This window comes from Vibrio anguillarum (assembly GCF_001989995.2).
In the GTDB taxonomy this organism is placed as follows: Bacteria; Pseudomonadota; Gammaproteobacteria; order Enterobacterales; family Vibrionaceae; genus Vibrio; species Vibrio anguillarum.
Genome location: NZ_JAHGUP010000025.1, coordinates 1 through 18,295, shown reverse-complemented (window position 1 = coordinate 18,295; position 18,295 = coordinate 1). Strand labels below are relative to the sequence as shown.

The window sequence follows — 18,295 nt, the reverse complement described above, 5'->3', positions numbered from 1 at the left end:
TGTTAGGAAATGTTTATGCAAGCAGAGTGTGATGTTCAGCACGCTTTAGTTTGGTTTTGTTCAAATAGCGACCAGTTAAGGCCGCTATTTGAATGGATTTCTTTTGTCTACATTATCCGATCTGGACTTGTGTTTATTTCCAAACCACTTGGTTAGGACCGAAACTCTTGGCTTCTAGTAACGAGCGGCGTAAACGTTCAAGTACTTCCTCTGGCGTATCGGAGTCTTTAAAACAGGTACTCGCGGCTGAAAGTGTAATCGTAATACTCTTGTCTCTGAACTTGAAAGGCAGTTTAGACACATTACGTTGAATATTTTGCACTAGCTTGAAACAGTGATTATCTTCTTGATCGGGAAGTAAAATGATAAATTCTTCACCAGAGAAACGTGCCACGGTATCCGTATCGGATGCTTCTTTGGATATGGTGCGGGCAATAATTTTAAGGGCTTTATCACCTGCCGTATAGCCAAAGCTATCGTTGATAGTTTTGAACTTATCAATATCAAAGATTACGATTCGGAAAGTGTGTTGAGCTCTTATCCAGCGCCGATATTCCAGCTCAAGGTGGTCATTAAAGGCGGTGCGATTATAGACTTTTGTCAGTGGATCAAGCAGCAAGCGCTGAGACTGATCTTCCAATCGACGGCGATAATCTTGGGTGAGCTCAAACAGAGCTTCCATTTGATTTTTGCCATAATTTAAGCGTTCAATCAGTGCCTGCTCGCGTTGCTCTGCATGACTTAAGCGTTCAGAAAGTGACGCCATTTCGCATAATATAGGTGAAACGGAGAGCTTAAGATCGTCAATCGCCACAGAATCTTTGATTAGGGTTTGGCTTTGGGTAATCAAAGCGGCGAGTTCAGCATTCATCTCTTGGCGATGTTCAAAGTAACTCTGGCTTTGGTCTGCGTTGTGAGTGCTACTTTTAATGTGTTTTGTGAGTGATGAGTTGACCTGTTCTAAAAACTTCTCAGATGTTTTGCGCTCACTGTTGGTGCCATCAATCACCAGTTTTAGAATCTCTAACGTCAACTCTAAGAGCGTTGATGTCGATACGCCAATCAACAGCTTGGCACGAATATCTACCAGTAGTTCCCCTGATTCACCTTCAAAATCCAATTCAGTGATCAGGTGTTGCAGTTCATCGGATAGCTTGGTCAATAGCTCTCTATCCGCGACATGCAGCTCGCTGATGGCCGTATTCGGATTCGCTGTTATTATTTTGATTGCACGTTCATAAATCCCAAGCAGTTGAATCGCTTGTTCGGCTTTAGGCTGAGCTTCTGAAAAACTGAGCAGATCACGCAAATCACGCTTAAGTTTGGCGGGTAGGCCAGCAACGCGAAGTAATGTTTCTCCACAATGTTTGATTTGAGAGTCCAAATGAGAGTTTTCTTTTTCCATAACCAAAGTTTGTTGCTTCAACATGCGCTCCAATACGGCTAAGCGAGGTATGAGCGTGCTTACGTCTTTTTGTTGTTCTAGAGCTTCACGAAGATCCGATAAATTAATATTTAGCTGATGATCATTACCCTGACACGCCAAGCTTAATGATGCGACGATCCGTTTTAGGACAGTATGTTCTCGTTTAAATTTGAACGAAGTGTCCCTGTGTGTCAAACGAACCTGTTCCAACTGAGTTTTCAGCTGCTGTAACTGTGTTTGAATATCCTGTTCGAGAGCGCCCATGTACAACTAAACTAAACTGCGAGGATCGTTAGGATCCTATTAATTGATTTATCGATAATAACAAATTAATTGCCCACGTCACTGCTTTAACACATTGAATGCCGAGTAATTACCCATCTTTTAGGAGTTTTTTGATGCTCTCCTCATTCTTATAAGAAGAATGCACTTTTATCAACCCTTGATTGATGGCGTGCTTGCATGATTTGCGAATATTGTTGGAGGCAAAACTAGCGGCTGGAGCGTTATCGATCGCTTTTAAGTAGACCCAATGGCTTGCTCCTTCTCTCATGCTTAGCTCACGAGCCGTGTTGGTTGCCATCAGCAGAATATCGAGCAGCTCTTTATCATTAATCGCCATATAAGCTCTTGGCAAAAAGGGGTAGTCGGCGATGCCCATCCGTATTGTACGGTTTAAGCGACGTTCAGGTTGAAATTCATCTATCCATTGCTGAATTTGATCGAATGCGATTTCAGGCGGTGTATTGCGCTCGGCATTCGGTTCGATATAGAGCAGATTGGAATCTGAAAAGTGATAAATCCGATTTGGTTCTTTGATTTTCGATTTTAAAAACTGACCAAATTGATGCTCCAATTCTAAGCCAGCTGAATAGCCATGTTCTAAGTACATGTTGCGCAGAAAGGGAATATCAATCATCACAAAGCGGAGGCGATCACTCAGTGGCTCGTGGATGAGTTCACCAATATACCACGGCTCAAAATGACGGCTGCTTTTTTGCATCGCTGAAGGAAGCTTAGCATTGAGCATGCGCAAGTTACGCAAGCGAGAGCGAGAATGGGTAAAGAGCGTGCTGTTGAGTTCATCGATTTCTTCATTTTGCAACTGGATAAGGTAGCCTCTACGCAGTAGCAGTAAAAATAAAATGATGGAGATGATAAACAGAATAAAGGCTATCTTTTTGAATTTATTATACTCTTCTTGAGTTTTGAGCAGCGCTTTTTCTTGCCCAACCAGATGTAGGGTTTGTTCTACAAACTCTTTTTGTTGACGAAAAGCATCTTCACTGATCTGATTGAGTTTTTCTTGGCGTATTTGCGATAGTGCATTGCTGCGTTTTATGTTCTCTAAGGCCTGTGCGTACTGACCGTTTTGCTCATAACCCAAGGCCAGTAACCGATAGGCATGCTCTTCAATCTCTTCATCTTGCATCGTTTTAGCAACGCTTAAGGCGTGTTGAGCGTTGCTGATGACCACATCGGCTTGTTTTTGGTGAAAGGCTAATCCTGAATGCAGTAAGTAAGCCTGTGCCTTTAAACGAGGATAATCTTTCAGCTCAAGCAAGTCTTCAGCGCGAGTGAGATATTGGTCAGTTAATGGGTAGTTATAGAGATTAAGATAGGTCGCCGCCAAACTAATACGCACTTCAATGACTTTTTCCAGATCATTGCGGCTCGTTTCGTGATCGATCACGTTGAAGTAGTGAACGAGCGCTAGATTGTATTTACCTTGCTGGTAATAGACATCGCCCATACGTTGCAATACATCAGCCAAGGCTGGCGACTTGTTATAGCCGTCATAAAAATCGGCGGCTTGAGACAAATGCTCTAAAGCCTTATCGAGCACTTTTCTTTCAAAAAAAAGCTGAGCCAGTAAGGTATTGGTTTTAGCGAGTAGGGCGCTTGAGTTGTTTTCAATCGCGCCCCAATAGGCAACTAGCAACTCAGATAAAGCACGATTGTAAAAGCCATGAGTGAGAAAATGTTGACCAATAACAATCTGATATTCAATCACGGTTTTCGGTGAGGAGATCGAATCAATGTAAGGCTTTAGGTCAGCAAAAAGCTTATTGGCCAGTTCGATATCATTGGCTTTTGAGGCAATTTCTGCTTTGAGCAGGGTAATTTTATAATCGAGACCTTTTGCCACTTGATCCGCATTTTTGATGGCATCATATTGAATGCTGATCGCGCGTAGCGCCTGCCGAGCGGCGCTTGCATCATTATTATTGAGCCAAATTAGGCGAGTTTTGAGTATTTGTACATCCGTGGCTAAATAAGGTAATTGATAGTGTTGCGTGAGCTCTTCAGCAAGTTTTAACGCGGCCAGTGCGGCATCCATATTGTGCAACTGGAACTCTGCTTTGGCTAAAATCTTTAACGCATCAACGCTGCTGCCCGGTGTTCTAATCCGACTGTCGCTTTCATCGCGCGCCATCACTGATGATGATTTTTCTGATTTTTCGGCCAACTTGCGCTGAGTCAGATACTCAGTGGCTAGGGTTTTGGCTTGATTCGGTGAGATATCAATCAACCCATTGGCTTCATTTAACATTGGCGACGAGTAGATAGTGGCTTGTGAAGCCAATGAAAACAGAGCCAGAGTTAAACTGAGCAAAAGTGTCCAGCGCACGTTGATCATCCTAATGCTAATCCTTATTGACGGGCCATACGTTGGTTATGTGTTGGCCGTTCTTGTTCGGTTGAGCGAAATGGGTTGATATCCAAACCGCCGCGGCGAGTGTATCGAGCGTATACTGTTAACTGTGTCGGTTGGCAGTATTGCATAATGTCGGTGAAGATGCGCTCTACACACTGTTCGTGGAACTCATTATGTTCACGAAATGAGACGAGATAACGTAACAGTGCTTCTCGATCAATTTGTGGACCTTGATAATGAATTTCGACGCTGCCCCAGTCGGGTTGATTGGTGATTAAACAGTTCGATTTCAGTAAATGGCTGTGCAGTGTTTCATTGACTTGCTCACCACGCGCGGCACTTTTCAGTAAGCTGGCATCAAATTGGTAACTTTCAATCTCAATATCTTGTCCATCAATGCATTCACCTTGCATAGTCACAATTGCTTGGCCAGTGTAATCGCTCACCGGGTTGAGAGTGACACTGACTGGCGCGCCGGCACAGGCCGATAAATCGTTGGTTAAGCGCTGCGTTACTTCATCCCAACTGGCTACTTTGCTTTGGTTATAGCTATTGAGGTAGAGCTTAAAGGATTTAGATTCAATCAAACTAGCACTTGTCGCAGGGATAGAAACCTCGCCAATTGCCACTTGTGGTAACCCTTTTTCATTGAGCCAAGAGAGCTCGTACAAAGTCCAAATGTCACAGCCTTTAAACGGTAAGCTATCCCCCAAATGCAGATCATCACGGTTTAAGCTACGAGGGACAGGTTGCAGTAAGCTTGGATCGTATTGTTTGGCGTAGTCGGTTTTTTTGCCAAGGGTTAACCCTGCCAGCGCTTTGGCATCGGAATATTTGCTCATACTTTCACGTCAATTCGATTAGAATAAGCAGAATTTTACGCAATCCTAGGGTTGCTGTCATCACACAAGGCAGCGACTCATCAATTTTGGAGCACTTCATGGCACAAACTGCCGAGCAAGCCTTACTTTCATTTACTCAACGTTATCTTGACGCTTACCAAACAAAGCATGGCGAGTCTCCTCGTAATGATGAGTTGGCTGAGTTAGATTCCCCTTGCGCAGTGATGAACGACCAAGACAGTGTGCTGTGGAAGCCCGTCGTCAGATCGGTTGCAGCTGATTTTTCTAACGTAGAAGCAGCGATTGAATTGACTCTACATTCTGATATTAAAGCCTTTTATGGCGTACAGTTTTGTGCGGACATGCCCGCTAAATGGCAAGGCAACGAGCTCGCTCTATTGCAAGTGTGGAGTGAGGATGATTTTGTTCGTTTGCAGGAAAATATCCTCGGTCATTTGGTGACTCAGCGCCGACTAAAACTCAAACCAACCGTGTTTATTGGTGCAACCGATGCGGAGATGGATGTAATTTCGATCTGTAACCTTTCTGGCCATGTGTTATTAGAACGTTTAGGTACCGATAAACGCGACGTGCTGGCCGAAAGTGTGGCCGAGTTTTTCGCTAATTTAGAACCTGTGGTGTAACGATGTACGTGGTTGAATTGCAGTTTGAGTGTTTTGATAACACGACCATCTCGGCGGTAGACAAAGCGATTAATGGCCTAATGGATGCTTTACGCTATAACGGTCAAGTGCTTGGGCGTGAATTCCCCATCGTGATGGGAGAGGGCGAGTTCTTTGTGCGGGTGGTTTGCCCAGAGCAAGAAAGCTTACACCCTAAGTATCACTCTGATTTTGTTAGGGTGTGCCTGAGTCGCTTGACGGAGGCTAGTTTGCTGGCTCCGAAAGCCCGTTTGTTGGGGCGCGATCTTAATTCCGAGCAAGCCGCTGATGATGTTTTGCCTAGCTGGCAGATACTTTACACCACTTATGTACACACTTGTTCTCCGCTGCGCAGTGGTGACACATTGCTGCCGATCCCTTTATATCGTAATTCTGCGACCTTAAATGGCGATCATAAAGCAGTGATCAAATGGCAAACAGAGTGGCAGGCGTGTGATGAACTTCAGATGGCGGGTGGTTGCCGAGCAGAACACGCTGCACTGCACGAGATTTGCGATGTGGACAGTGTGCTGTTTATTAGAGGATGGGATTTACGAGGACGAATTGAGTTTTTGACCCACGTCCCTACTTATTACTATCAGTATCGAGTTGGCGGCCAGAGCCTAGCGGACGAACAAGCCAGAAAATGCCCGAAATGTGGGGGAGAGTGGCTACTCGATGAACAGCTGCACGACATTTTCCATTTTAAATGCGACCCATGCCGTATTGTGTCCAATATGTCTTGGGATCATATTAAGTAAACAGGTGCGTGTTGTTGATACGAAAAAGCCGATACATCGCGTATCGGCTTTTCTGTTTTTATAGGCTTTTTGCACAGGTAATAGGTTTATTAATTACCAGCCTTTTACTGCACCACCGTCAAAAATTTTTGAAGCGGCTTGGTACACTTCTTCTGTTTGGTAGGCTTTAACAAAGTTAGTCACGTTTTCAGCATTCAGATTTTCTGCACGAGAAACAATGATATTGACATAAGGTGACTCTTTATCTTCAACGAACACACCATCTTTTTCAGGCGTTAGATTGATTGAGCTGGCGTAGGTCGTGTTGATGATCGAGAGCGTAACGTCGTCAAGTGAACGAGGCAGTTGCGCGGCATCTAACTCAACAATAGTGATGTTTTTTGGGTTGGCGACCACATCACGTACCGTTGCCAGTAGGCCTGCTCCGTCACGTAGAGTAATAAGGCCTTGCTGTTCTAGCAGCAGTAAAGAGCGACCAAGGTTGGTTGGATCGTTAGGTACCGCAATACGAGAGCCATCTTGAATCTCATCAACCGATTTCACTTGTTTTGAATAGCCAGCAATCGGGTAAACAAAGGTGTTACCTGCAATCGCTAATTTGTAACCGCGGTCAGCGATCTGTTGATCAAGGTATGGCTTGTGTTGGAATGCATTGATATCAATCGAACCATCATCCAGTGCCGCATTAGGGGTAACATAGTCGGTAAACGTTACGAGTTCTACATCTAGGTTGTATTTTTCTTTTGCAATTTTTGCTGCAACTTCAGCAACTTGTGCTTCAGCACCGGCAATGACACCCACTTTGATTTTATTGTTGTCGACCGCTTTTTCACCACAGCCTGCCAGCACGAGTGCTGAAGCGCTAACGGCGAGGGTAAGTAGAGCTTTAAGGCTAAATTTCATGATTAACTCCTTGTTATAAAACGAATCTGTGTTTTAACTTTATTGTGATTTAACGGTGGTCGACACGGCGGACAAACTTATCGCCAATCGATTGAATAATTTGTACTAAGACAATCAACATCACCACGGTGACCGTCATGATGCCTAAGTCGTAGCGATGAAAGCCGTAACGAATAGCGACATCGCCCAAGCCACCGCCGCCAACGGTTCCGGCCATGGCAGAGTAACTTACTAGAGTGACCATAGTGATGGTGACTGAGTTGACAATGGTTGGTAGCGCTTCAGGAAGCAACACTTTACGAATAATTTGGATCGGCGTAGCCCCCATTGACTGCGCAGCTTCGACCAAACCAGTGGGCACTTCCAGCAATGCACTTTCAATTAAACGAGCGACAAATGGAATTGCGCCAATCGTCAGCGGCACAATGGCCGCCGTGGTGCCAATAAACGTACCGACAAGCAGTTTTGTCACCGGAATAATGGCCACCATAAGCACCAAAAATGGCACAGAGCGACCAATGTTGACGATGGCACCAAGAATGCGGTTCAGCTGAGTGTTTTCGAGAAGGCCGCCTTTTTTGGTGGTATGTAAAATAACCCCTAGTGGAATACCAACCACGAAACCGACGATGCCCGCGACAGCGACCATGTAGAGTGTTTGCCAGGTTGCTATCAGTAGAAGATCGCCATTCAGGTTTAACCAAGCGGTGATGGTGTTAAAGGACATAACCAAGTACCTCTACTTTTACGTTGTTTTCGCGAAGAAATTCAAGAGCAGCCGTATCGTCCGACTCATTACCAAACAGTTCAGCGACCATCATGCCGAATTTAACGCCACCAGCGTAATCAAGGTCAGAACTTAATATACTGACATCAATATTAAATTTACGGGCAATTTGTGTCATCAAGGGAGCATCAACCGTTGCGCCTGTAAACTCTAATCGCACCAGTGGGTAGCTACCTTTTACGCGAGTGGCTTGCAGGCGAGCTTGGTAATCTTCCGGAATTGATAAATCGAGTGTTGAGCGAATAAATTGATGGGCCAAGGCGGTTTTAGGGTGAGCAAAAATCTCGCCAACTGTGCCTTTTTCAACCAGTTCACCGTCGCCAATAATGGCCACTTCGTGGCAAATACTTTTTACCACATCCATTTCGTGAGTAATTAGCAAAATGGTGATATTGAGTGTGCGGTTGATCTCTTTCAATAGCTCTAAAATCGATTGAGTCGTCGCAGGATCAAGCGCACTGGTGGCTTCGTCACACAGCAATACTTTGGGATCAGAGGCGAGTGCTCGCGCTATTGCAACACGTTGCTTTTGACCACCACTCAGATTTGCAGGATAAGTTTCGCGCTTATCCGTCAGGCCGACCAGTTGCAGCAGCTCTGACACTTTCTTTTCAATGCTATTTTTTTCGACACCAGCCAGTTCAAGTGGCAGAGCAACGTTGTCAAATACCGTACGTGATGAAAGCAAATTGAAGTGTTGAAAGATCATGCCAATGTTGCGACGAGCTTGGCTGAGTTCTGATTTGCTCAGTTGAGTTAAATCAACGCCATCAACCACAACCGAACCTGTTGTTGGAGCTTCTAGCATGTTGACACAGCGAATCAGCGTACTTTTCCCTGCACCTGACGAGCCAATTACACCAAAAATAGTGCCTTGCTTAATGTGAAGATTAATCTCTTTCAAAGCATGAATTTCCTTATTGCCTTGATAGAAAACTTTATTTACTTGATTAATTTGAATCATCGGAAAACCTGTGCAGGGATAACAGAATAAAATGTTGAACTCTCTCTCACTTGTTGGACGATGCTATGGCTTAACTTGATTTAAGTCAATAGATATTTTTACGTCTAGACGTCTAAACGCTTTGGTGAATTAGGTAGTGATGAAAAAAATAAAGCGTGTAATAATCATCATATCTGGCGTGATATGAGAGAGTTATTTTGGCTAAACCTGCAGTGTTTTTAGATCGCGATGGCGTGATCAACGTTGACCATGGCTATGTTCATGATGAGCATGATTTTGAGTTTATTGATGGTGTATTTGAAGCCACTAAGAAGTTTCAAGACATGGGGTATTTGCTGGTTTTGGTAACCAACCAATCAGGTATCGCTCGTGGGAAATTTAGTGAAGAGCGCTTTTTATCTTTAACGCAATGGATGGACTGGAATTTTGCCGATCACGGTGTCGAGTTTGATGGTATTTATTACTGCCCGCACCATGCTGAGCACGGTGAAGGTAAGTATAAAGAAGAGTGTGATTGCCGCAAACCAAAGCCTGGTATGTTTATCTCCGCACGGGACTTTCTTTATATCGATATGGAAAAATCCGTGATGATAGGCGATAAAGCTGAAGATATGATGGCTGCACAAGCCGCAGGTGTTGGTACTCGTGTGTTAGTGCGTACCGGTAAACCCGTTACTGAGCAAGGTGAATTACTCGCCACCGTGGTACTTGATAGTATTCGCGATGTCCCTGCTTTTCTTGCACAGTAAAAATTCCCCCCTTTGTGGAAGGCAATATGAATAAATCATTTCTTTTTGTTGGATTCAGTGTTGGTTTTTTAGCGGCATGCTCACCACACTACGCGAACGATTCGCGCGTTGAAAGTGAGAACCTGTTCCAGCATTATCAATGCCGTTCTGGTGAGCATTTTGATGTTGCGTATATTGAGCAACAGTCAGCCGTTCTCCGTATTGCCGATCGCGAATATACATTAATACAAATTCCAGCCGCCTCTGGCGCAAAGTATGTGATCGACGATAGCGAGCAAACTCAGCCTCAAACCGTGCTTTTACATACGAAAGGCGATGAAGCTTTGCTCGAAGTGGGATCAACGACTTATCAAGGCTGTACCACTCAATAATTCATTTAAGATAAGCGCATGCTATCTTCCATTTTTATTTACGCTATAGGTTCGCATGAGCAGAAAACTGACTATCTTGGATATTGCAAAACTGTCTGGTGTTGGTAAATCGACGGTTTCTCGTGTATTGACGAACGACCCAAAAGTGAAGCCTGAAACACGAGCAAAAGTGGAACGCGTTATCCAAGATTCTGGGTATGTGCCATTGAAATCGGCTCAGTTAATGCGTGGTGGCAGTGAAAAAGTGATTGGCGTGATTATCTCACGCCTTGAGTCACCGTCTGAAAACCGTGCCGTGGGGCGAATGCTACAGGTGTTGTATCAAAATGGGTACGATGTGGTGATTATGGAAAGCCAGTTTGATCGCACTAAAACGAACGAGCACCTTGAGGTTTTACATAAGCGTAATGTGGATGGTGTAATTGTATTTGGTTTTACCGATCTCGATATCACACAACTCAACCTATGGGCATCGCGAGCGGTTGTGATTGCGATGGATGCCGATAAAGTCTCATCGATTAACTATGACAATTATGGTGTTATTCAAGGCGCGCTTGCTCATTTGACTTCGAAAAATCGAGTTCATATTTCCTACATTGGGGTCGATCCTAGCGATAAAACGACAGGTAAATTACGTTTAGATTCGTACTTAGATTGGTGCAAACAAAGTGGATGCACTCCCAATTATCGCACTGGACGTTTGCATCATGAAAGTGCCTATCAACTGGTTGATGATGTGCTGAATGAGCAGACTCAAGCGATTGTGTGTGCCAGTGATACTCTGGCGCTTGGCGTGATTAAACGTCTCCAAGAATTGGGCCGAGATGATATTGCCGTCACTGGTGTGGGTGGTAATGAGCTGCTCTCTTTTCTTTTCCCTAATATTTACAGTATTGATCCTGGCTATGCTCAAGCGGGAGAAAAAGCAGCTAATTTATTGATTTTACAGCTTAATAATGAAATGAACCCTGCACACATCACTCAACAACCGCTAACAAGCTAACTCCTTATTTCTTAAAGTGAATTACAATTAGTCTGTGATCTTATTCAATTAATGGGATTGTTCCCATTTTTACCTTTTATTATTTATGTCAATATTGCACTTGTAGGTGGGAATGTTCCCATTAAAAAGAAAAATAGACAGTATTCCAATATAGGGTGGGCAAAAGTATGGCCAAGATAGCGAAGCAAGACGTGATACGTCTTATCGAGCTGGTAGGTGGTAAAGAGAACATCGCCAGTGTGAGTCACTGTTTGACTCGTTTACGCTTTGTTTTAAATGATACCGACAAGGCGGATAAAAAAGGACTAGAACAGCTGAGCATGGTTAAAGGGTGTTTTACCAATGCTGGGCAGTTTCAAGTTGTGATTGGTACTGAGGTGGACGAAGTTTACGCCATTTTAATCGGGCTTTCAGGCAAAGAAGCCGTTTCTAAAGATGAAGCGAAGAAAGCCGCTCGCCAAAACATGAACTTTTTAGAACGTGGCATTTCGCATCTTGCGGAAATCTTTGTTCCTTTGCTGCCAGCGATCATCACCGGCGGTTTAATCCTCGGTTTTCGTAATGTCATTGGCGACATTCGCATGTTCGATGGAAAAACTTTGGTTGAAATTAGCCAATTTTGGGCCACGGTTCATTCTTTCTTATGGTTAATTGGCGAGGCTATTTTCTTCTTCCTACCGGTTGGTGTTTGTTGGTCAACGGTGAAAAAGTTGGGTGGAACACCGATACTGGGTATTACTTTGGGTGTGACTCTGGTTTCGCCTCAATTAATGAATGCTTATCTGATCGGTAAGCAGATGCCCGAAGTGTGGGATTTTGGCTTGTTTGTGATAGAGAAAGTCGGCTATCAAGCTCAGGTGATTCCTGCGATGTTGGCGGGTGTTGCTCTGGCGTTTATTGAGACAAACTTAAAGCGCATCATCCCTTCTTATCTTTACCTCGTTGTTGTGCCATTTATCTCTATCATATTGTCCGTTATTTTGGCCCACGCTTTAATTGGTCCATTTGGTCGCGTATTGGGCGATGGCGTCGCGTTTGCGGCTAAAGCTGCAATGACTGGCGATTTTGCGGTTATCGGTTCAATGGTGTTCGGTTTCTTGTATGCGCCACTGGTCATTACCGGGATTCACCACACCACCAACGCGGTGGATCTGCAGTTGATGCAAGAAATGGGTGGTACGCCAATTTGGCCACTGATTGCACTGTCAAATATTGCTCAAGCGTCTGCGGTCGTCGGTATCATCTTTATCAGTAAAAAACACGGTGAGCGAGACATCTCTGTTCCTGCGGCTATTTCGGCTTATTTGGGTGTGACAGAGCCAGCGATGTATGGTGTCAACTTAAAGTACAAGTTCCCAATGCTAAGCGCCATGATTGGTAGTGCTGCTGCAGCCGCAATTTGTGGTAGTGCAGGGGTGATGGCGAATGGCATCGGTGTGGGTGGTTTACCAGGTATTCTTTCGATTCAACCACAATACTGGGGTATTTACGGCATCGCGATGCTGGTGGCGATGGCCGTCCCAATTCTGCTTACTCTGTTTTTATACAAACGAGCTCAAGCTAAAGGCGAACTAGAGCCAGCAAGTGCATAACCTTTCATTCGAGTGGTGAGTTTTCACCACTCATTTTTATTTTGGTAAGTGAGTTGTCAATATGGTTATAACCAAGAGCGATAGTCAGTGGTGGAAAACGGCCACCATCTATCAGATTTATCCCAAAAGTTTTTGTGATAGCGGCGCTAAAGGAACGGGAGATATCAAAGGGATCATCTCCAAACTGGATTACTTGCACCGCTTGGGAATTGATGCCATTTGGCTGACGCCGATTTACTCGTCTCCGATGATCGATAACGGTTATGACATCTCAGATTATTACGGCGTAAACCCTCAATTTGGTAGCATGCAAGATTTTGATGAACTGCTGGCTCAAGCTCATCAAAGAGGTATCCGCATTATTATGGATATTGTGGTTAACCACACCTCAACCGAGCACGCTTGGTTTCAGTCGGCGTTGGGTGATAAATCAAGCCCGTATCGTGACTATTATATTTGGCAAGACCCTGTTAATGGTCAGGCTCCAAATAATTGGCAGTCAAAGTTTGGTGGTAGTGCATGGGCGTTAGATGACGCAACAGGGCAATATTATCTGCACCTATTTGCCAAAGAGCAGGCGGATCTAAATTGGGAAAATTCTCAAGTTCGTGAAGAAGTGAAGCAGGTGATTCGTTTCTGGGCTGAAAAAGGGGTGGATGGCTTTCGTCTCGATGTGATCAATTTAATCTCAAAAGCACAGGATTTCAGTGATGATCACCAAGGTGATGGCCGCCGTTTTTATACCGATGGCCCGCGCGTGCATGAATTCTTACAAGAGATCAGCCAAGCGGTTTTCCAACAATACGGCAGTGTCACTGTGGGGGAAATGTCCTCAACAACGCTTGAGCATTGCCAGCAATATTCAAGCTTGGATGGCAAAGAACTTTCGATGGTGTTTAACTTCCATCATTTAAAAGTGGATTATCCGAACGGTGAAAAATGGACGAAAGCGCCATTTGATTTCTTGCAATTGAAGCAGATTTTCAACCATTGGCAAACGGGTTTAAATGGTAAAGGGTGGGGAGCACTTTTTTGGTGTAACCATGATCAACCTCGCATCGTGAGCCGTTTAGGGGATGATCAACGTTATCGTATTGAGTCGGCAAAAATGTTGGCAGCATCGATTCATATGATGCAAGGCACGCCTTATGTTTATCAAGGTGAAGAAATAGGCATGACCAATCCCGGCTACACCGCTATTGAACAGTACCGAGATGTGGAAAGTACTAACATTTACGACATCATGGTGAACCAGCAAGGAGTAAGTCATGAAGCCATGATGGCCATTCTTGCACAAAAATCCCGTGACAATTCTCGCACGCCAATGCAGTGGAATGCAGAGCGCTTTGCTGGTTTTAGCCAAGGTAAGCCTTGGTTAGATATCGCAGAAAACTATCAAGAATTGAATGCACAATGCGCGTTAGCTGATGAGCAATCGGTTTTCTATTTCTACCAAGAGTTGATAGCGCTGCGCAAAAAAATCGGTGTAATTACCGATGGTGATTACACCGATTTGCTCCCCGATCATAAAGAGATTTTTGCCTACCAGCGACGCAACGCGAAACAGGTGCTGATCTGTATCAATAACTATTATGGCGTTGACACCGAATGCGTGCTGCCAAAAGAGTTACCGATTGAGAAAGCAAAATACCTGTTAGGCAACTATACAGATATAAAACCACTCAAAGTTTTGGAACATCAAGTGCTTCGTCCGTATGAAACACGCGTAATTTTGTTCGATTTAGTATCCTGATTGAGTCCTACCCCTATAGATTCAGTCATTTTTCAGCCCCGAATTTTCGGGGCTTTTTTATCGACTCTGTTTATGAGTCACGGCCCAATGGTACTTTCTTCGTACTCTTATTGATTCAACGCGGTAGGTTCGGCTGTTGATGATTTGTTTAATGTTTTAACAACACCACAACTTTGTTGCTTGGTCACAATTAGTCACACAAAGATGAAACACAATCCGCTATAGTTTGCGTTCTTAGCAAACGGATGTGAAACACAATGAACAGTACTCTCTCCCCCTCTTATCGAGTGGTTCTCGTTGAAGACGATTTAGAACTCTCGGAACTGATCAAAGACTTTCTCAACCACTATGAGTTTTGTGTCTCAACGGTTGCGGATGGGATTCAAGCCGTTGATCGGATTTTGGATGAGCAACCTGATTTAGTCATTCTGGATATTATGCTACCAGGGCAAAGTGGTATGGATGTCTGCCGCGCTGTCCGAGATCAATACCACGGTATGATCTTAATGCAAACGGCGTTGGACGACGATATTGATCAGGTGATGGGGTTGGAACTGGGTGCCGATGACTATGTTGTTAAGCAGGTTAAGCCCCGTTTGCTACTGTCACGTATTCGAGCCTTACTTCGAAGGCAAGCAAGAGGAAGTCAAAGTGACAAATATGAATTGTGCATAGGTAGCTTGTGGATGAATTTGCAACATCGAGCGGTATTACTTGAGCAGCAGCCCATAAAACTCACGACCAGCGAGTTTGAGCTCTTGTATTTACTCGCCCAACATGTCGGCACCATAGTCACGAGAGATGATATCGCTCAGCATGTGCGTGGTTTTGAATATGATGGTTTAGATCGCTCAATTGATCGTCGTATATCACGCTTGCGGCGTGCGCTCGGAGATGATCCTAATGAACCTAAGTTGATAAAAACGGTTCGAGGTAAAGGATATCAGCTCTGCGCTGTATCGGAAGGGAAGTGGTCATGATTCGATCTTTTTGGGTACTCTGGGTAGCTGTGTTTCTGCCGATCTTATTACTCAGTATTCCCACGCAATTTAATCCGATCCCATATCTTAGCCGCAGTATCTCTGAAGAGTTTTATAAGCCTGTCTATCAGAGTAACTTTACGTTTCTATCTGAAAAATTACGTCAAGCGCCTCAAGCTGAGTGGACAACGATTATTGACGGCTATGCTAAGCATTTCAGTTACCCACTTCGATTAGAGGCATTAGACAGTTACCACTCCTCCCCAGAAGTTTATCAAGCGTTGCAAAAAGGCGAGATCATTTTTCAAGATGGTGATCCTATGGCACTTTTGCAAAGAGTGTTGAACAGTGACAAAGTGCTCTATTTCGCGATCAATGAACCGAGAGAACTCGCTGCGCTTAACCAGTCCAGAGGTACATTATACCTCGCGGTAGAAAATCTTCGTAGCCAACCTCGTACTCAATGGCAAACCAGTATTGCTGAGCAAAATAGCCGAATACCTTTAGAGTTAAGTCTATTGCGAGAGCAAGATTTGTCACCCATCGAGCGAAGTAAGTTGTTGGCTGATGAAGAGCAGATGACTAGTTATATCAATCAACAAGGCAGCATGATTTTATTGGCTGCGGTGGATGAGAATACGTGGTTACGCGTCGAGGACAATATTTCCTACCAAACCCAATTAAAGCTCACCACGGCTATCGGTGGTTTCTTTTTTTTAGCCATTTCTGTGGCCTTAGTTATGTGGATTTATCCTTTATGGCGAGATCTGAAACGTCTGGTAAAAACGGCGAATGAATTTGGTCAAGGAGTATTATCTCGTAGAGCGACGACATCTCGGCTTTCCGTGGTCTCTCAGCTCAGTCATTCTTTTAATAATATGGCAAATAACATCGAAAAGCTGATTGCCAGCCAAAGAACCTTAACCAACGCCGTGGCGCATGATTTACGAACACCGCTCTACCGTTTACGCTTTGCATTTGAAATGCTTGAGGATGAAGACATTGCCTTAAGCCAGAAAGAAAAATACCGCCAAGTGATTCACTCCAGTATTGAAGATCTCGATCATTTGATTAACCAGACACTTGTTTTGTCGCGCTATAACCGTATCACAGATATTCGCCATTTTTCTTATTGCCACTTTGCCGACAATTTGGTTGCAGAAGCGGAGCATTTCCAGCTTGAAAACCCGCAACTCACATTGCGTGTCAGCGTGTTGGATTCGTTGCGACAGCAAACGATATTTGTCGATAATCGAGCTTTATTGCGGGCCGTTAAAAACTTGCTGAGTAATGCCGCGCGATTTGCGCAGCAAGAGATCCATCTCTCGTTGAACGAATCTGATGGGCAACTTTTTTTGGTGGTCGAAGACGATGGCCCCGGTATTGCGCCAGATGATATTGAACGTATTTTTGAGCCCTTTACTCAAGTGAATAATCAAGAGCGTAATAGTGAAAAAGGTCATGGTCTTGGGCTGGCGATTGTTAAACAGATCACTCGTTGGCATCAAGGCAAGGTTAGAGTAAAAGTAAATGGTTCAGCATTAGGGGGCGCATGTTTTGAACTGCAATGGCCGAAACAGATTTCTTTACCTAATGTGACCAAACTGGATACAAATGGTCAATAAACTGCTGACGATTTATTTGTATTGAGAATGCTACCTTGAATGGGTCGGTGAATCAGACCGCTCACAAGGAGTAAGCATGAATACCAAATTATTAGCGCTGTTTTTAAGCGGCGTATTTTTCTCATCTACCAGTGCCACTAAACCGATGGAATGGATCTCAGCCTTCAGCGATGGGGTTCGCTTAAATGACCAGCTCAGCCAAACCAATACGCAATCGAATGTGATGATGGATTACGCGCAACAAGATGCTGCAATGTATTTGGACGGTAGTGAAGTCGCCTTTCTTTCCATCAGTACCAGTTACCTCTTCTAATGCTTAATCACAGGAAAATATTATGTTTAAGTTAAACCAGTTGTTCGTGATCCTGAGTGTGCTCGCACTTATCGTGGGATGTAAAGCCGATGATTTGAAAGATGCGGATAAGCTGACTAAGCCTACGGTTAATGCTGGTGCTGATCAGATGTTAATACTGCCAGTAAATAGTATTACGTTGAGCGGAACTGCGAAATCTGAGTTATCAATATATGAAATTAAAACGAAGTCTTGGCGTCAAGTTTCTGGGCCTCAATCGCTTACTTTGATCAATGCAGATTCTCTGAAAGCAACGGCGTTTTATCCTACGATTGCTGGCACGTATGTTTTTGAATTATCAGTTAAAGACAGTGGTGGAAGAAGCAACAGTGACCAAATGCAGGTGATCATTCAGGCGGCCGCGCAAAGCATGCAGCGAGCCTATATGCAGCAGGTTGATATCGTTGCTTGGCAGTATGCTGATAGGAACCAAGGCATGCTGATCTTTAGTGATTTAGATTCGGTTTCTTTAACCGAAGTGGACACTCAATTAGAGCATGCGCTGACCTCACTCAATAGCGCTGCTGAGTTTGAGCTACATTTTGCCGCCAATGCTGGGGGAAATATACAAACGGCTTTGTTGTTATTAAATGCCCTTTCTGCTCAAGGAGTTCCGATTTGTTTAAGTGAAAGTTCATCTTGCCACTCTTTGGAACAAGGGTTTTTATTGCAGACTGAACTGCCAGAGAGTATCAATTGCAGTGATGCACAAAGCTGTGTTACCGCTCTACTTCAGTATATTGAGGGTTAACTAGACTACTTAGTGACGTCAGTTTATAGAGCTATGATGTAAAGAAACGAAAAAGCCAGCTCGAAAGCTGGCTTTTTATCGTTCTCAATAGAGAAAATATGGTGGAGGGGGACGG

Annotated in this window: 17 protein-coding genes; 11 read left to right on the top strand and 6 right to left on the bottom strand. The window is 44.1% G+C overall.

Translation table 11 applies throughout. From position 1 onward, the window contains the following. Positions 1 to 133: 133 nt before the first annotated feature. The 3 genes from PL85_RS06140 to queF form a co-directional block, all read right to left on the bottom strand. Positions 134 to 1,690: a GGDEF domain-containing protein gene (locus PL85_RS06140; RefSeq protein WP_064624685.1), complete on the bottom strand. Its 1,557-nt coding sequence runs from the start codon at positions 1,688 to 1,690 to the stop codon at positions 134 to 136. Positions 1,691 to 1,799: 109 nt separating this feature from the next. Continuing rightward, positions 1,800 to 4,067: a tetratricopeptide repeat protein gene (locus tag PL85_RS06135; RefSeq protein ID WP_115339605.1), complete on the bottom strand. Its 2,268-nt coding sequence runs from the start codon at positions 4,065 to 4,067 to the stop codon at positions 1,800 to 1,802. 14 nt (positions 4,068 to 4,081) lie between these two features. Continuing rightward, positions 4,082 to 4,927 (bottom strand): NADPH-dependent 7-cyano-7-deazaguanine reductase QueF, encoded by an 846-nt coding sequence (gene queF / locus PL85_RS06130; RefSeq protein WP_096036172.1) that lies wholly within the window; start codon positions 4,925 to 4,927, stop codon positions 4,082 to 4,084. Positions 4,928 to 5,025: 98 nt separating this feature from the next. Here queF and syd point away from each other — a divergent pair, with 98 nt between their 5' ends. Together syd and PL85_RS06120 are read left to right on the top strand one after the other, a co-directional pair. Next, positions 5,026 to 5,571: a SecY-interacting protein gene (syd, locus tag PL85_RS06125; RefSeq protein ID WP_029189917.1), complete on the top strand. Its 546-nt coding sequence runs from the start codon at positions 5,026 to 5,028 to the stop codon at positions 5,569 to 5,571. Between the two features lie 2 nt (positions 5,572 to 5,573). Continuing rightward, entirely contained in the window at positions 5,574 to 6,350 is a 777-nt protein-coding gene (locus PL85_RS06120; RefSeq protein ID WP_096036174.1) for a Zn-ribbon-containing protein, read from the top strand. Between the two features lie 93 nt (positions 6,351 to 6,443). Here PL85_RS06120 and PL85_RS06115 read toward each other — a convergent pair whose 3' ends face one another. The 3 genes from PL85_RS06115 to metN are packed head-to-tail and all read right to left on the bottom strand — an operon-like array spanning position 6,444 to position 9,004. Continuing rightward, positions 6,444 to 7,253 carry a MetQ/NlpA family lipoprotein gene (locus PL85_RS06115; RefSeq protein WP_013857385.1) on the bottom strand — a complete coding sequence of 270 codons (810 nt, stop codon included), beginning with the start codon at positions 7,251 to 7,253 and terminating at the stop codon, positions 6,444 to 6,446. A 49-nt stretch (positions 7,254 to 7,302) separates the two neighbouring features. Then, on the bottom strand, positions 7,303 to 7,980 hold the full coding sequence (locus PL85_RS06110; protein WP_094132052.1) for a methionine ABC transporter permease: 678 nt from the start codon (positions 7,978 to 7,980) through the stop codon (positions 7,303 to 7,305). Continuing rightward, on the bottom strand, positions 7,970 to 9,004 hold the full coding sequence (gene metN / locus PL85_RS06105) for a methionine ABC transporter ATP-binding protein MetN (RefSeq protein WP_013857383.1): 1,035 nt from the start codon (positions 9,002 to 9,004) through the stop codon (positions 7,970 to 7,972). Before metN ends, PL85_RS06110 begins: the two co-directional genes overlap by 11 nt. A 197-nt stretch (positions 9,005 to 9,201) precedes the next feature. Between metN and gmhB the strand changes: the two genes are divergently transcribed. The 9 genes from gmhB to PL85_RS06060 all read left to right on the top strand — a co-directional run bounded on the left by gmhB (position 9,202) and on the right by PL85_RS06060 (position 18,180). Then, positions 9,202 to 9,753 carry a D-glycero-beta-D-manno-heptose 1,7-bisphosphate 7-phosphatase gene (gene gmhB / locus PL85_RS06100; RefSeq protein WP_115339606.1) on the top strand — a complete coding sequence of 184 codons (552 nt, stop codon included), beginning with the start codon at positions 9,202 to 9,204 and terminating at the stop codon, positions 9,751 to 9,753. Positions 9,754 to 9,779: 26 nt separating this feature from the next. Continuing rightward, positions 9,780 to 10,124: an MliC family protein gene (locus PL85_RS06095; protein WP_017044208.1), complete on the top strand. Its 345-nt coding sequence runs from the start codon at positions 9,780 to 9,782 to the stop codon at positions 10,122 to 10,124. A 55-nt stretch (positions 10,125 to 10,179) separates the two neighbouring features. Then, positions 10,180 to 11,127, top strand: a complete 948-nt coding sequence (gene treR / locus PL85_RS06090) for a trehalose operon repressor TreR (RefSeq protein ID WP_017044209.1) — start codon at positions 10,180 to 10,182, stop codon at positions 11,125 to 11,127. A gap of 167 nt (positions 11,128 to 11,294) precedes the next feature. Next, positions 11,295 to 12,719: a PTS trehalose transporter subunit IIBC gene (gene treB, locus PL85_RS06085; RefSeq protein WP_064624695.1), complete on the top strand. Its 1,425-nt coding sequence runs from the start codon at positions 11,295 to 11,297 to the stop codon at positions 12,717 to 12,719. 61 nt (positions 12,720 to 12,780) lie between these two features. Further along, complete coding sequence (gene treC, locus PL85_RS06080) at positions 12,781 to 14,472, top strand: alpha,alpha-phosphotrehalase (protein ID WP_115339607.1); 1,692 nt, start codon at positions 12,781 to 12,783, stop codon at positions 14,470 to 14,472. Positions 14,473 to 14,729: 257 nt separating this feature from the next. Beyond that, positions 14,730 to 15,452 carry a winged helix-turn-helix domain-containing protein gene (locus tag PL85_RS06075; RefSeq protein ID WP_017044211.1) on the top strand — a complete coding sequence of 241 codons (723 nt, stop codon included), beginning with the start codon at positions 14,730 to 14,732 and terminating at the stop codon, positions 15,450 to 15,452. Beyond that, positions 15,443 to 17,077: an ATP-binding protein gene (locus PL85_RS06070; RefSeq protein ID WP_115339608.1), complete on the top strand. Its 1,635-nt coding sequence runs from the start codon at positions 15,443 to 15,445 to the stop codon at positions 17,075 to 17,077. Before PL85_RS06075 ends, PL85_RS06070 begins: the two co-directional genes overlap by 10 nt. Positions 17,078 to 17,153: 76 nt before the next feature. After that, positions 17,154 to 17,390 (top strand): hypothetical protein, encoded by a 237-nt coding sequence (locus PL85_RS06065; RefSeq protein ID WP_017044213.1) that lies wholly within the window; start codon positions 17,154 to 17,156, stop codon positions 17,388 to 17,390. 22 nt (positions 17,391 to 17,412) lie between these two features. Then, complete coding sequence (locus PL85_RS06060; protein WP_115339609.1) at positions 17,413 to 18,180, top strand: PKD domain-containing protein; 768 nt, start codon at positions 17,413 to 17,415, stop codon at positions 18,178 to 18,180. The last annotated feature ends 115 nt before the right edge of the window (positions 18,181 to 18,295 follow it).